Source organism: Bradyrhizobium sp. CCH5-F6, assembly GCF_001556045.1.
In the GTDB taxonomy this organism is placed as follows: Bacteria; Pseudomonadota; Alphaproteobacteria; order Rhizobiales; family Xanthobacteraceae; genus Bradyrhizobium.
Genome location: NZ_LSIC01000190.1, coordinates 106,883 through 120,927, shown reverse-complemented (window position 1 = coordinate 120,927; position 14,045 = coordinate 106,883). Strand labels below are relative to the sequence as shown.

Annotated in this window: 11 protein-coding genes; 5 read left to right on the top strand and 6 right to left on the bottom strand. The window is 66.5% G+C overall.

Annotated features, from left to right (window positions below):
* Positions 1-53 precede the first annotated feature (53 nt).
* Positions 54-788, bottom strand: coding sequence for a TerC family protein (locus AX729_RS33060; protein WP_061028280.1), 735 nt, complete (start codon positions 786-788; stop codon positions 54-56).
* Positions 785-1,552 carry a phosphatidylcholine synthase gene (pcsA, locus tag AX729_RS33055; RefSeq protein ID WP_061028279.1) on the bottom strand — a complete coding sequence of 256 codons (768 nt, stop codon included), beginning with the start codon at positions 1,550-1,552 and terminating at the stop codon, positions 785-787. Before pcsA ends, AX729_RS33060 begins: the two co-directional genes overlap by 4 nt.
* Before the next feature lie 85 nt (positions 1,553-1,637).
* Between pcsA and AX729_RS33050 the strand changes: the two genes are divergently transcribed.
* A complete protein-coding gene (locus AX729_RS33050; protein WP_061028278.1) occupies positions 1,638-2,822 on the top strand; it encodes a UbiH/UbiF family hydroxylase in 1,185 nt (394 codons plus the stop codon).
* 7 nt (positions 2,823-2,829) lie between these two features.
* On the opposite strand, the gene AX729_RS33045 is transcribed toward AX729_RS33050, so the two are convergent.
* Positions 2,830-3,783 carry an AEC family transporter gene (locus AX729_RS33045; protein ID WP_061028277.1) on the bottom strand — a complete coding sequence of 318 codons (954 nt, stop codon included), beginning with the start codon at positions 3,781-3,783 and terminating at the stop codon, positions 2,830-2,832.
* Between the two features lie 106 nt (positions 3,784-3,889).
* Between AX729_RS33045 and hspQ the strand changes: the two genes are divergently transcribed.
* Entirely contained in the window at positions 3,890-4,222 is a 333-nt protein-coding gene (gene hspQ, locus AX729_RS33040) for a heat shock protein HspQ (protein WP_061028276.1), read from the top strand.
* A gap of 72 nt (positions 4,223-4,294) precedes the next feature.
* On the opposite strand, the gene AX729_RS33035 is transcribed toward hspQ, so the two are convergent.
* Entirely contained in the window at positions 4,295-5,113 is an 819-nt protein-coding gene (locus AX729_RS33035; protein WP_061028275.1) for an invasion associated locus B family protein, read from the bottom strand.
* 260 nt (positions 5,114-5,373) lie between these two features.
* On the opposite strand from AX729_RS33035, the gene AX729_RS33030 reads away from it, so the two are divergent.
* The 3 genes from AX729_RS33030 to AX729_RS33020 all read left to right on the top strand — a co-directional run bounded on the left by AX729_RS33030 (position 5,374) and on the right by AX729_RS33020 (position 10,022).
* A complete protein-coding gene (locus AX729_RS33030; protein WP_061028274.1) occupies positions 5,374-7,218 on the top strand; it encodes an extracellular solute-binding protein in 1,845 nt (614 codons plus the stop codon).
* Between the two features lie 4 nt (positions 7,219-7,222).
* Complete coding sequence (locus tag AX729_RS33025) at positions 7,223-8,713, top strand: class I adenylate-forming enzyme family protein (protein WP_061028273.1); 1,491 nt, start codon at positions 7,223-7,225, stop codon at positions 8,711-8,713.
* An 85-nt stretch (positions 8,714-8,798) separates the two neighbouring features.
* Positions 8,799-10,022: a hypothetical protein gene (locus AX729_RS33020; RefSeq protein WP_061028272.1), complete on the top strand. Its 1,224-nt coding sequence runs from the start codon at positions 8,799-8,801 to the stop codon at positions 10,020-10,022.
* Between the two features lie 113 nt (positions 10,023-10,135).
* Here AX729_RS33020 and mfd read toward each other — a convergent pair whose 3' ends face one another.
* On the bottom strand, positions 10,136-13,654 hold the full coding sequence (gene mfd / locus AX729_RS33015; RefSeq protein ID WP_061028271.1) for a transcription-repair coupling factor: 3,519 nt from the start codon (positions 13,652-13,654) through the stop codon (positions 10,136-10,138).
* Positions 13,651-13,941 carry an FAD assembly factor SdhE gene (locus AX729_RS33010; RefSeq protein WP_061028270.1) on the bottom strand — a complete coding sequence of 97 codons (291 nt, stop codon included), beginning with the start codon at positions 13,939-13,941 and terminating at the stop codon, positions 13,651-13,653. Before AX729_RS33010 ends, mfd begins: the two co-directional genes overlap by 4 nt.
* Positions 13,942-14,045 lie beyond the last annotated feature (104 nt).

Genomic DNA, 14,045 nt, shown 5'->3' with positions numbered 1-14,045 from the left:
ACTGAGCGAAGGCCATCGCACCAGCCTTGTCAACTCGGCGCCGGCCGCAACGATCAAGCAGACGGCGTGCTGGCCTTCTTGCGGTTGCGCCTGGCCAGCACGTTGAACAATTCCACCGCCGCCGAGAACGCAATCGCGAAGTAGATGTAGCCGCGCGGAATATGGAACTGGAATCCGTCCGCGACCAGCGCGACGCCGATCAGCACCAGGAATGCCAGTGCCAGCATCTTCGTGGTCGGATGTTCCGCGACGAAGCGCGAAACCGGCCCGGCCGAAACGTACATGACCGCGCAGGCGATCACGACCGCCGCGACCATGATCTTGATGTCCTCCGCCATGCCGATCGCCGTGATGATCGAATCCAGCGAAAACACGAGGTCGACGACGATGATCTGGACGATCACCCAGAAGAAGGCGCCAGCTGCGGATTTCTTCTCGCTTCCGTCGTGATTGGCTTCGACCTCGCCGTGAATCTCATGCGTCGCCTTGGCGATCAGGAACAGGCCGCCGCCGATCAGGATGAGGTCGCGCCAGGAAAAATCGTAGCCCATCATCGAGAGCACGGGCGCGGTCAGGCCGATCAGCCAGACCAGGAGACTGAGCAGGATGAGGCGGAAGATCAGCGCCAGCGCGAGCCCGATCTGACGGGCGCGGTGCGCCTGCTTCTCGGGAAGGCGCGAGACGAGCACCGAGATGAAGATGACGTTGTCGATGCCGAGCACGATCTCGAGCGCCGTCAAGGTGAGCAGCGCGGCCCAGGCTTCGGGGCTGGTGAGGAGGTCCATCATCCAAACGATCTTCCCAGACGGATCAAGGCGTCACTGAAGCTGATCCAGAGCGCGATGGCGCAGAGCACGACGGTCACGCCGGTACCAACGCGAAAATCCATTTCCAGCGTGTAGAGGCCGAGCACGGCCCAGATCGCGATCAGCGACATCGTCAGCCAGCGCAGCCGTACGACGCGGACCGGATGCAGCACGTGGAACGGCACGAAGGTCAGTACGACGAGCGCTGCGACCAGAAGCGTGGACCACAGCGGCGGCCAATGCAGCAGGAACAGGTAGAAGGCGGCCGCATTCCACAGCGCGGGGAAGCCGCGGAAATGATTGTCGTCGGCCTTCATGCGCTGATCAGCGAAATACAACGCGCTGGTGACGATGATGGCGACGCCGAGCAAGGGAGCTGCGACCGGCAGCAGCAAGCCGCTGGCCACGATCGCGTAAGCGGGCACGAAGACATAGGTGACGAAGTCGACCACGAGATCGAGCACGTCGCCCGACCAGTTCGGCTGCACGTTCTTCACGTCGAGACGGCGCGCGATGGGCCCGTCGATCGCATCGATGATCAGGGCGAGGCCCAGCCACTGGAACATCGCCGCCCAGTGCTCGCGCACGGCTTCCAGCATCGCGAGCAGCGCGACCGCCGCTCCGAACGCAGTGAAGATATGCACCGACAGCGCGGCGGCGCGGATCGCGAGGGTGGGCTTCAGGGAATCCTGCTGGCTATCCATGGCTTCTGCTATCAGAATGGGATCGATTTGCACATCCGCCATTGCGGCGTGCAGTCGCACAATTCGTCATAAAATCAGAAATATAGGTGGGCTTGAATTTGCCGCCGAGCATGTCAATTGTCGTTCTATGACAGACGCACCGACAATGCATGACACGGCCGTGATCGGCGGCGGACCGGCTGGACTCGCGGCAGCCGTCGCACTGGCGCAAGCGGGCGCACGGACCGCGCTGGTGGCGCGGCGCGTGCCCTATGCCGACAACCGCACCACCGCGCTGTTGGGAGCCTCCGTTGATCTCCTGGAATCCCTCGACGTCTGGCCGCGCTGCAAGGACAAGGCCGCCGCGCTCGAGGTCATGCGCCTCGTCGACGACACCGGCCGGCTGTTCCGCGCCCCGGAGGTCCGCTTCTCCTGTCGCGAAATCGGTCTCGACGCGTTCGGCTACAACATCGACAACCGTTCGCTGATGCTGGCGCTGGAAGAGCGCGCGGCCGAGCTGCCAAACCTTGTCCGCCTCGACGACGAGGCCGAGAGCATCGTGATCGAATCCGATGACGTCGCGATCCGCACCGCGTCCGGACGGTTTCTCTCGGCCCGCCTGGTGGTTGGTGCCGACGGCCGGCACTCGCTGTGCCGCGAGGCCGCCGGCATCGAGGTGACGCGGCGCGAGCTGCATCAGACCGCACTGACCTTCAACGTCGGCCATGCACGGCCGCATCGCAACGTCTCGACCGAGTTCCACACCCCGCATGGCCCGTGCGTGTTCGTGCCCCTGCCCGGCGACCGCTGCAGCGTCGTCTGGGTCGCAGCGCCCGCGGAAGCCGAGCGGCTGCGCGGCCTCAGCGACGAGGATCTGTCCGCCGCCGTGGAGAGGCAATCGCACTCGATCCTTGGACGCATGACGGTCGAGGCCGGGCGCAACCTGTTCCCGCTCGCGATCGAACGTCCGAAATCCTTCGGCCGCGACCGCATCGCGCTGGTCGGCGAAGCGGCCCACGTGGTTCCGCCGATCGGCGCGCAGGGCCTCAATCTCGGCCTGCGCGATGCCGCCGACATCGCCCGGCTCGCCGGCGATGCCCTCGCAGCGGGACAGGATCCCGGGGCAGCCGACGTGCTCCAGCGCTACGACCGGGCCCGGCGTCCGGACATACTGACCCGGACCTTTGCGATCGACATCGCCAACCGATCCCTGCTCAACGATTTCCTGCCGCTCCAGCCGGTGCGCGCGGTCGGCATGCACCTGCTCGGCGCCATCGGTCCGCTCCGCCGCTTTGCCATGCGCGAAGGCTTGACGCCGACCTGGCGCAGGTAAGCCCCCCTCAGGGAAACGCCAGCCGGCCGCTCTGGATCGCCCACATCACGGTGGTCAGCGTGACCACCGACGCAAAGGTCCCGAGCAGCACCGCGACGGATGCGGATTCGATCCAGGCATCGTTCTGCCGGGCGATCACGAACACGTTCAGCGCTGGCGGCAGCGAGGCCATCAGCACCGCGGTCGCGGCCCAGGGCTGTGCGAACGGGCCGAACGCCAGCATCAGGGCGAATGCCATCAGCGGATGGATCAGCAGCTTGACCGCGATCACGCCGGGCACCTCCCAGGGCACGCGGTCGAACGGGCGGAGCGCGACGGTCACGCCAAGGACGAACAGCGCGGTCGGCGCGGCCGCGTTCTGAAGGAAGGTGATGGTGCGGTCGAGCGCGACCGGCAACTCGATGTGCAGCGCCGCCACGGCCGCGCCAAAGCAGGCAGACATGATCAGCGGGTTGAGCACGATCTGCTTCAGCACCACGCCGAAGGCGTGCACGAGCGAGGGATGGTCGCGGTCGGAGAGCTCGATCAAGAGCGGCACGACCGTGAACAGGAAGATGCTGTCGCAGCAGAAGATCAGCGCCGTCGGCGCCGACGCCTTCGGCCCGAGCACCGCGAGCGCCAGGCCCGGCCCCATATAGCCGATATTGCCGTAGCCGCCGGAGAGGCCCGCGAGCGTAGCCTCCCGCAGCGTCAGCCGGCCGAACAGCTTGCCGACCACCAGCGCCAGCGTGAACGCCGCAACCGTCGACAGCGTGGTCGCCACAAGGAACGGCGGGTTGTTCAGCTCGGCAAACGGCGTCTTCGACATGATCGAGAACAGCAGCGCCGGCAGCGAGACGTAAAGCAGGAAGAAGTTCATCCAGGCGAGGCCCGATTCCGGCAGCGCCTTAACCTTGCCGCAGGCGAAACCGACAAAGATCAAGCCGAAATACGGTAGAGCCAGATTGAGGATATCGATCATTATTGAAGCGTTTTCTGAGGACCTGCGGGCTATCCGCTCCGGGCGCGAAGGTTAATTCCCGCTAAGGCCACTAGCATCGGCCACAATCCTGGTCTATCGACGGGGAATGATTAAAGCGCGGACCGCCAAATTCCAGATCGGACAGGTCGTGCGCCACCGGATCTTCTCGTTCCGGGGCGTGATCTTCGACATCGATCCGGAATTCAACAACACCGAAGAGTGGTGGCTGTCGATTCCCGAAGAGGTACGGCCCCACAAGGACCAGCCGTTCTACCACCTGCTCGCGGAGAACGCCGAGTCGGAATACGTCGCCTATGTCTCGGAACAGAACCTGTTGCCGGACGATTCCGGCGAGCCGGTCCGGCATTCCCAGGTCGCCGAGATCTTCATCAAGGACAAGGCCGGCGGCTATCGCCCCCGCAACTCGTCACTGAACTGATCGTCGCCGGTTGGCGGCCAGCAAAAAAGGCGCTCGAAGCGAGCGCCTTTTTCATATCGGAATCTGGCCTGATTACTTCTGACCGGTCGGAGCCGCACCAGGGGCACCGCCCTGCTGTTCGAGCTTCTTGCGCTGCTCGTCGGCCTTCTTCTGAAGCTCTTCCTGAAGCTTCTTCTGAGTTTCCTCGAACACCTTCGGATCGGTCGGCGGACCGTCATAGGCCTTCTGGAATTCGCCGGCGAGCGGCAGCGGCAGCGTCAGCGGCGCGCCGTTGGCGTTGATCGCCTGGACAACGAGATTCTGACCCTTCTTCATGTTGTTGATGAGCTCGGGCGTCGCCTCGTAATCCGACATGCAGCCGTTCTGGAAGCAGATCACATAGGGCTGCTGCAGCGGTGCGTTGCTGTCGACGATGATGCGGGTGCCGTGCACGAGCTGCATGCCGAGGGGCAGCGTCACGCGCAGGATCTTCTTCGGCTCGCCTTCAGGCTCGATGATCACAGCGGCGATGACCGGCTGGCCCGACTCGATGCGGCCGTCCTTGCCGGTGAAGCAGACCTGCTTGGCGTTGGCGTCCTGGCCCTTCAGGCAGAACTTGGTCCAGGGGGCGTAGATCAGCTGGATCTGCTGGTCGGCGGGCTGGGCCGCCGCGCCTTGCTGCGCGGGTGCGCCCGGGGCGGGAGCCTGCGGAGACGCTGCGGGCGCCGGAGCCTTGGGGGCGGCCTTCGGAGCAGCTTTCGGGGCCGGAGTCGCCTTGGGCGCGGGGGCGCCGGGAGCCGGTGCGGGAGCTTGGGCCTCAGCGGCAAACGGCACGGCCAACGCCGTCGCCGTCAACAAGGCGAGAAGTCGCCCGCGCGGCCGGACGGACGCGGCCAAGTAACGGAAATTCATTGCGGAAAACCCTTTCTGAACGGGAAGTGCCCGAACCGCTCCGAAGCGCCGAACCTGGCCGCCTTGGGCGCGGCTCTCTCCCCGTCAATTGAGGCGGATAAGTGACGGGCTCGACGCTCTTGCGCGATCGACCGCCTTCTTAACGTGGCCGACGAAAAGATCAATGCCAACAAGCGTGTTTGGCCGGCATCGTGCCAACGCTCCATCAAATTCCCTGTGATAGGATTCAGGCCCGCCGGTCCTCGAATCACCGTGTGCCGATGTTCATGTTCCTGCGCTTTCTCGACGGCTCCGGCGTCCGCCTCTGTCTCCTCGCCGCTGCTGTGGCCGTCGGGCTTCCGGCAGGCGCCGTCCGGGCCGAGGAAGCCCATGCCATCGCCATGCACGGCAAGCCCGCGATGGCTGCCGATTTCACCCACATGCCCTACGCCAACCCCGATGCCCCCAAAGGCGGGCGCCTCACCTGGGGCATTCTCGGGACCTTCGACAGCCTCAATCCGTTCATCGTGAAGGGATTGGCGGTTCAGCCGGTGCGCAACTACGTGGTCGAGAGCTTGCTGGCGCGCGGCCAGGATGAGCCGTTCACGCTCTACGGGCTGCTCGCCAGGACCGTCGAAACCGACGAGGGCCGCACCTTCGTCACCTTCCGCCTCGATCCCCGCGCCCGCTTCTCCGACGGCAAGCCGGTGCTGGCCGAGGACGTGCTGTTCTCTTGGCAATTGCTGCGCGACCACGGGCGCCCGAACCACCGGCAGTACTATGCCAAAGTTGCCAGGGCGGAGGCGACCGATCCCCTCACCGTCCGCTTCGACCTCGCAGGCGCCAATGATCGCGAGCTGCCGCTGATTCTCGGCCTGATGCCGATCCTGCCGAAGCACGCGGTCGACGTGGCGACCTTCGAGGAGACGACGCTGACGGCGCCGATCGGCTCGGGCCCCTATCGGATCACGGCGGTGAAGCCGGGCGCCAGCGTGATGCTCACCCGCAATCCCGATTATTGGGGTCGCGAACTCTCCATCAATCGCGGGCTCTATAATTTCGACGAGATCAGGCTCGATTATTTTCGCGAGGCCAACGGCCAGTTCGAGGCCTTCAAGCGCGGCCTCTACGATTTCCGCATCGAGCACGAGCCGCTTCGCTGGCACGAGGGCTACGATTTTCCAGCGGCAAGAAGCGGCGAAGTGATCCGCGACACCTTCAAGCCCGGCGTACCGCAGCCTTCGGAATTCCTGGTGTTCAACACCCGCCGTCCGATCTTCGCCGACATCCGCGTGCGTCAGGCCCTGACGCTGCTGTTCGATTTCGAGCTGGTCAACCGCAACTACTTCTTCGGGCTCTACACGCGCGTGGCCGGCTACTTCGCCGGCTCGGCGCTGTCGGCCTATGGCCGCCCTGCGGACCCGCGCGAGCGAGAGTTGCTGAAACCGTTCGCCGCACAGATCCCGCCCGACATCCTGGACGGCAGCTATCGCCTGCCGGTCACCGACGGTTCGGGCCGCGACCGCAACACGCTGCGCGCCGCGCTGAAGCTGTTGTCCGAAGCCGGCTACGATCTCGACGGCACCGTGCTGCGCAACCGTGCGACCAGGGCACCCTTCACCTTCGAGATCATGGTCACGACCCGCGACCAGGAGCGTATTGCGCTCGCGTTCCAGCGCGACCTCCGGCGCGCCGGCATCGAGCCGACGGTGCGCTCGGTCGATCCCGTGCAGTTCGACCAGCGCCGGCTCGCTTACGAGTTCGACATGATCCAGAACCGCTGGGACCAGTCGCTCTCGCCCGGCAACGAGCAGTATTTCTATTGGGGCAGCGCCGCTGCGGACAATCCGGGGACCCGCAACTACATGGGCGTCAGGGATCCGGCGGTCGACGCCATGATCGCCGCCCTGCTCGAGGCCCGTGAACATACGGATTTCGTCCCGGCGGTGCGGGCGCTCGACCGCGCCTTGATCGCCGGGTTCTACACAATCCCCCTGTTTAACGTATCCGTGCAATGGATCGCGCGCTGGAATCGGATAGAACGGCCCAAGGCCACATCGCTGTCCGGCTACTTGCCGGAAACCTGGTGGTCGAAGGGGCAGCCGCAAGCTCATCAAGCAAAGTGACGCCGTGAACCAGCCAGCCATATCGCCGACGCTCGACACGCTGTTTCAGCGCACGCTGATACGGCAGCCGCACGCGGTCGCCCTGCTCGATCCCCTCAACAAGGCGCGTGTGACCGGGCACCAGCCGCGGCGCATGAGCTATGCCGAGGCCGATACGGCCATCGAAGCGCTGTCGGCGCATTTCGTCGAATCGGGCCTGCCGGCCAATTCGGTCATCGCGATCCAGCTGCCGAACACCGTCGAGTTCGTGCTCACGGTGCTCGCCGGCCTCGTGGTCGCGGTGCTGCCGCTGCTCTGGCGACACGCGGAACTGACCGCCGCCCTCAACCGCACCGCCGCGCGCGCCATTGTCACCGTGAGCTCGGTCGACGGCGTCAACTATGCCGACCTCGCGATGCATGCGGCCGCCGAGGCTTTCTCAATTCGTCACGTCTGCGGCTTCGGCACCGACCTGCCGGAAGGCATGGCCTCGCTCGACGACGTGCTCGCCCGCCCGCCCGGCACCACACGCGCCGTGATCCAGGACGGCCGCAAGGCGGCGATGATCTCGTTCGACGTCACGGCGGAAGGCTTCCGTCCGGTGCCGCGACCGCATTTCAGCCTGATCGCCGGCGGCCTCGCGATGTCGCTGGAGGCCGACATCAAGCAGGGCGCGACCGTGATGGCGGCGTTCACGCCGATGTCGTTCGCTGGCCTCGCCTCTTCGCTGGCGGTGTGGCTGCTCTCGGGCGGCACGCTGGCGCTGCATCATCCCTTCGAGAACGAGGTGCTGGAGCAGCAGATCAACGCGCACGAATGCGAGGTGCTGATCGCGCCGGCGCAGCTCGCGCTGCGGCTCGGCGATTCCGACCTCGCGGCGCGGATGCCCACCTTGCGCAACGTCATCGGCCTGTGGCGCGCGCCCGAGCAGGTGACGGCAAGCGATGCCTGGATCGCGCCGCACGCGCCGCTGACCGACGTCTATCTGTTCGGCGAGGCCGGATTGTTCGGCGCCCGCCGCGGCGAGGACGGCATGCCGGTGCCGGTCATGCCCGGGCCTCACGGCGCGCCGCGCGAGCAGTCGGGCTCCTCCATTGCCGGCGAAATCCTGCTGACGCCCAAGGGCACGCTCGGCCTGCGCGGACCGATGGTGCCGATCGCAGCCTACGCTCCACCGCAGCCGGTCGGCGAGACGCTGACGGCGCAGCCGCCGCGCGACTATGTCGACACCGGCTATGCGGCGCGGCTCGATCGTCCGAGCGGCGCGATCTGCATCACGGCGCCGCCCTCCGGCATCATGGCCGTCGGCGGCTATCGCTTCCTTTCCAACGACCTGCAGGAATGGGCCCGCCGGCTCGGCCAGGGCGCCCTGCTCACCGCACTGCCCGACCGCCTCTCCGGCCACCGCCTGGCAGGAAGGGCCCAGGACAATGCCCGCGCCCGCGAGGCACTCAGCGAGCTCGGGCTTAACCCCCTGATGGTCGAGGCTTTTCGCGACCGCTCAGGGCCGATCTAGGGCCGGTTTCACCCGTTCCGTTGACGCCGCATTAAGGCGGCCAAACTAGATTGCGCGGCATCTGTCGCGTGATCAGAGTTTCTCGATGTCCCAAGCGGGCCCGATCCTGTTTGTGTCCGACGCCGAGCGCCCCGCCTTCGTTGCGGCGCTGGACGAAGGCCGGCTTTTTCCCGTCATCGACACCGATTGGGCCAGCGCGGTGCGCGCGGTCGAAGAGGTGCAGCCCGCCGCGGTTCTCGCTGCGGTGTCCGCCGGGCACGAGCCGCAAATGGCGGTCCTGGCGAAGAAGATCGTCGGCCAATCGCCTTACCTTCCCTTCGTGGCCCTGGATGCAACGGGCGCGCTGCCTCACAACGCCCTGCCCTTCTCCTCGCGCGGCGGCCATCCCGACCGCCTGATCGCACGGCTGCGCGCCGCGCTGCGCGTGCGCACACTGCATGCAACGGTTCTGCGCCGGCTGCCGGAGGCGAAGGTCGCGCTGCCGGAGGCCGATCCCGCCCGCGATGCCACCGTGCTCCTGATCGGCCGGGGCGCGGCCTATCCCGCACTCTCGGTGGCGCTCGGCGAACGCGTCGGCGTCATCGGCGCGCTCTCGATCGAAGCCGCAGCGAAGCATCTGAACACCCGCGATCTCGACGGCGTCGTGCTCGCGGAAGGATTCACCGCGCGCGTCACCGATGCCTTCCTGACGGTGCTCGCCGAGGACACCCGCTTCCGCAGCCTGCCTGTCGTCGTCACCGCGCATCAGCTCACCCAGAGTTACGACCTGCCCAATCTCGAGCTCATTCCGGGCGAGCCTGCCAAGGTCGCCGCCAGTGCGCTCCCGCTGATCCGCCAGCACGCGATGGAAGCGCAGCTGAGCCGCACGCTGCGTTCGATCGATGCCGGCGGCTGGCTCGATCCGCGCAGCGGCCTGCTCACGGTGGAAGCCTTCGCCCGCGACTTCGCCAAGGCAGTCGAGCAGGCGCTGGCCCGCGGCGGCGGCCTCTCGGTCGCGCGCTTCGCCTTCGATCCCGGCAATTCCCGCGCCCAGCTCGACGCCGCGCGCATCCTGAGCCGTCTGATGCGGCAGATGGATTTCGGCGTCGCGCAGAAAGACGGCTCAGTCATCGTCGTGTTCGCGGAGACCGACTTCCGCACAGCGCACATGATCGCGCGGCGCTTGTCGGCGGTGATGCGGCACACCTCGAATGGCAAGCACGAGATGCGCAGCGATCCCGTCGTCAGCGTGGACTCGCTGTCGCCATCGGATACGGCAAGGTCATTGCTGGCCCGGCTGTCGGCGGATGCGTCACGGGCGGCGTCGTAGTTTTCTCGTTGGGTGACCTAAGGCGCTTCTGCGCCGTGCCCACCATCCTTCCACGATGACGAAAGCGGCGGGCACGCCTCGCTTTGCCCACCCCACGAGATCTTGCTTCTTTCCTACGCCGCCTTCTTGCTCTCCGCGAGCTGCGCCAGCTGCCGCATGATCTCGGTCGTTCCGGCAAGCCGCTCTTCCGGGGTCTCCCAGTCCTGCAGGAACACCACCTTCATGTCGGGCCGCACCTTGGCGGCCTGGCCGTAGCTGCGGATGAAGGTCACGAGGCGATCCGGATAGGCGAAGGAATTGTCGCGGAAGACGATGACGGCGCCCTTCGGACCGGCGTCGATCTTCTCGACGTTCGCCCTGCGGCAGAACGCCTTGATCGCGGCGACCTTGAACAGGTAGCGCACCTCGTCGGGCAGCACGCCGAAGCGGTCGCGCATCTCGGCGCCGAAATTCTCGATCTCCTCCTCGGTGTCGAGATCGGCGAGGCGCCGGTACAGCGACAGCCGCACCGAGAGATCGCTGACATAGTCCTCCGGAATGAGCACGGGCATGCCGATGGTGATCGACGGCGACCAGCGGTCGGCGGCGGGCTCGGAGACGCCGGCCTTGAGGTTGACGATCGCCTCCTCCAGCATCGATTGATAGAGCTCGAAGCCGACCTCCTTGATGTGGCCGGACTGCTCCTCGCCGAGCAGATTGCCGGCGCCGCGGATGTCGAGGTCGTGCGAGGCGAGCTGGAAGCCGGCGCCCAGCGTCTCCAGCGATTGCAGCACGGTGAGCCGGCGTTCGGCCTGCGTCGTGATCTTCTGCTGCGCCGGCAGCGTGAACAGCGCATAGGCCCGCAGCTTGGAGCGGCCGACGCGGCCGCGCAGCTGATAGAGCTGGGCGAGGCCGAACATGTCGGCGCGGTGCACGATCAGCGTGTTGGCGTTGGGGATGTCGAGGCCGGATTCCACGATCGTGGTCGACAGCAGGATGTCGAACTTGCCGTCGTAGAATGCGGTCATGATGTCCTCGATCGCGGCGGGCGGCATCTGGCCGTGCGCGACCGCGACCTTCATCTCCGGCACGTTCTTGTCGAGGAAGTCCTTGACCTCGGCGAGATAGTCGATGCGCGGCACCACGTAGAAGGCCTGGCCGCCGCGATAGCGCTCGCGCAGCAGCGCCTCGCGGATCATCAAGGGATCATGCGGAGCGACGAAGGTGCGCACCGCGAGCCGGTCCACCGGGGGCGAGGCGATGATCGAGAGCTCGCGTACGCCGGTCAGCGCCAGTTGCAGCGTGCGCGGGATCGGCGTTGCCGACAAGGTCAGCACGTGAACCTCGGCGCGCAGCGCCTTCAGCCGCTCCTTGTGGCTGACGCCGAAATGCTGCTCCTCGTCGACGATGAGGAGGCCAAGGTCGCGGAATTTGATCGCCTTGCCGAGCAGCGCATGGGTGCCGACGACGATGTCCACGGAGCCGTCAGCGAGCCCTTTCTTGACCTCGTTGAGCTGCTTGGTGGGGATCAGGCGCGAGGCTTGTGCGACGTTGACAGGGAAGCCCTTGAACCGCTCGCTGAAGGTCCGGTGGTGCTGGCGCGCGAGCAGCGTGGTCGGCACCACGACCGCAACCTGCTTGCCGTCGAGCGCAACCGCGAAGGCGGCGCGCAGCGCCACCTCGGTCTTGCCGAAGCCGACGTCGCCGCAGATCAGCCGGTCCATCGGCCGGCCCTTTTCGAGATCCTTCAGCGTGGATTCGATCGCGCCGAGCTGGTCCTCGGTCTCGTCATAGGGGAAGCGCGCGCAGAACTCGTCATAGAGGCCCTGCTGCACCGGAAGTTTCGGCGCCTCGTGCAGCATGCGTTCGGCGGCGATCTTGATCAGCTCGCCCGCGATCTCGCGGATGCGGTTCTTCAGCTTCGCCTTGCGGGTCTGCCAGCCCGAACCGCCGAGACGGTCCAGCTCGACATCGGTCTGGTCGGAGCCGTAGCGCGACAACAGTTCGATATTCTCGACCGGCAGGAACAGCTTGGTCTCGGCGGCATAATGCAGCTCGAGACAGTCATGCGGCGCGCCGGCGACGTCGAGGGTCTGGAGGCCGATGAAGCGGCCGATGCCGTGATCGACGTGCACGACGATGTCGCCGGCGGTGAGGCTCGTCACCTCCGAGATGAAATTGTCGAGCTTGCGGCTCGCCTTGCGCGGCCGCACCAGGCGATCGCCGAGGATGTCCTGCTCGCTGATGAGCGCGATCTCGTCGGTCTCGAAACCGCTCTCCAGGCCGAGCACGGCGAGCATGGTCTCGTTGCGCGGGGTCGCCTGCACCGTCCGCCAGCTGTTGACGCTGGTGGTGTGAGCCAGCTTGTGGTCGCGCAGCATCGACGTCATGCGGTCGCGCGAGCCTTCAGTCCACAGCGCGATCACGACCTTCTTGCGCTGGGCCTGCAAGGCCATCACGTGCGCGACGACGGCCTCGAACACGTTGACATTTGTGTCGTTGCGCTCCGGGGCGAAGTCGCGGCCCTTGCGCGCGCCCGCATCGACGACACCAGTGCCGTCGGTCGGCACGGAGAACGGCGTCAGCCGTGCCAGCGGAATATCGCCGAGGCGTTTGCCCCACTCCTCCTCGGTCAGATAGAGCCGGTCAGGCGGCAACGGCTTGTAGATGGCGCCGCCGCCGGGATGCTCCATCGCCTCGCGCCGGGCCTCGTAATAGTCGAGGATCTGCTTGAAGCGCTCGCGCACGGCGTCCTCGGCCTGCGGCTCGATCGCGACGACCGCCCCTTGCAGGTAGTCGAACAGCGTGTCCATCCGGTCCTGGAACAGCGGCAGCCAGTGCTCCATGCCGGGATGGCGGCGACCTTCGCTGACGGCCTCGTAGAGCGCATCGTCGCGCTCGGGCGCGCCGAACTCGGCGACATAGCCCATGCGGAAGCGGCGAATGGTATCGGTGACGAGCTGAAATTCCGAGACCGGCACGAGGTCGAGCGAGCGCATGTCGAGCAGCGTGCGCTGGGTCTCGGCGTCGAAAGTGCGGATCGATTCCAGGCTGTCACCGAAGAAATCGAAGCGCACCGGCTGGTCGAGGCCGGCCGGGAAAAGGTCCAGGATGCCGCCGCGCACGGCGTATTCGCCGGGCTCGCGCACGGTCGAGGAGCGGTTGTAGCCATTGTGCTCCAGCCAGGCCACGATGGTGTCCATCGGCACGACGTTGCCGGGTGCAACCGACAGCGCCTGCGCCGCCACGAGCTCGCGCGCGGGCACGCGCTGCACGACCGCGTTCACGGTCGTCAGCACGATCAGTGGCTTGTCGCTGCCGGTGAGCGAAGCCAGGCGCGCCAAAGTGGTCAGGCGCTGCGCGAGAATGCCGCCATGCGGCGAGACTCGGTCATAGGGCTGGCAGTCCCAGGCCGGAAAGGTCAGCACCGGCAGATCCGGCGCGAAGAACTGAAGTGCCCGCTCGAGCTGCTGCATGCGCCCGCCGTCGCGGCAGACCACGGCGAGGCTGACGGCCGGCTTCTTCGGCCGCGCCGCGATGGCGCGGGCGAGATCGGAGACGACGAGGCCCTCGGCGCCTTCCGCGACATTGGCGAGCGTCAGCGCGCGGCCGGGCGTGAGCAGCTCGGCTGGAGATTTCATCCCCTGCTTCATGCGTCACGGTCCGCGATCGGAAACGCCTTGATGCGGGCGAACAGCGCGCCGGTAACATCGGCGGGCAGCGCCTTGTCGCCGCTGATGGCGGCATAGAGATCGGGATCGTTGACCTCGAGCAGCCGCTCGAGCTCGTCGAGCTCGGCGTCGGACAGATTGCCGATCTCGGCATCCGCAAAGCGGCCGAGGATCAGGTCCATCTCGCGCGTGCCGCGGTGCCAGCAGCGGAACAGAAGCCGCTTGCGGCGATCGTCCAGCCCGTCGCTCGATCGTGTCGTTCCCGTCATGTCTCAAATCCAGTCAAACGCAGAAAGCCCGGACGTGCCGGGCGGGGTTGATATAGGCCCTGTGCCTCTAAATGTCAGCAGCCTTCCCTGTGCCGCGACGTGCA

Bases quoted from the DNA above. Each gene is read 5' to 3' on its own strand.
- AX729_RS33060 (WP_061028280.1), bottom strand. From the start codon at position 788: ATGATGGACCTCCTCACCAGCCCCGAAGCCTGGGCCGCGCTGCTCACC.
- pcsA (WP_061028279.1), bottom strand. From the start codon at position 1,552: ATGGCGGATGTGCAAATCGATCCCATTCTGATAGCAGAAGCCATGGAT.
- AX729_RS33050 (WP_061028278.1), top strand. From the start codon at position 1,638: ATGACAGACGCACCGACAATGCATGACACGGCCGTGATCGGCGGCGGA.
- AX729_RS33045 (WP_061028277.1), bottom strand. From the start codon at position 3,783: ATGATCGATATCCTCAATCTGGCTCTACCGTATTTCGGCTTGATCTTT.
- hspQ (WP_061028276.1), top strand. From the start codon at position 3,890: ATGATTAAAGCGCGGACCGCCAAATTCCAGATCGGACAGGTCGTGCGC.
- AX729_RS33035 (WP_061028275.1), bottom strand. From the start codon at position 5,113: ATGAATTTCCGTTACTTGGCCGCGTCCGTCCGGCCGCGCGGGCGACTT.
- AX729_RS33030 (WP_061028274.1), top strand. From the start codon at position 5,374: ATGTTCATGTTCCTGCGCTTTCTCGACGGCTCCGGCGTCCGCCTCTGT.
- AX729_RS33020 (WP_061028272.1), top strand. From the start codon at position 8,799: ATGTCCCAAGCGGGCCCGATCCTGTTTGTGTCCGACGCCGAGCGCCCC.
- mfd (WP_061028271.1), bottom strand. From the start codon at position 13,654: ATGAAGCAGGGGATGAAATCTCCAGCCGAGCTGCTCACGCCCGGCCGC.
- AX729_RS33010 (WP_061028270.1), bottom strand. From the start codon at position 13,941: ATGACGGGAACGACACGATCGAGCGACGGGCTGGACGATCGCCGCAAG.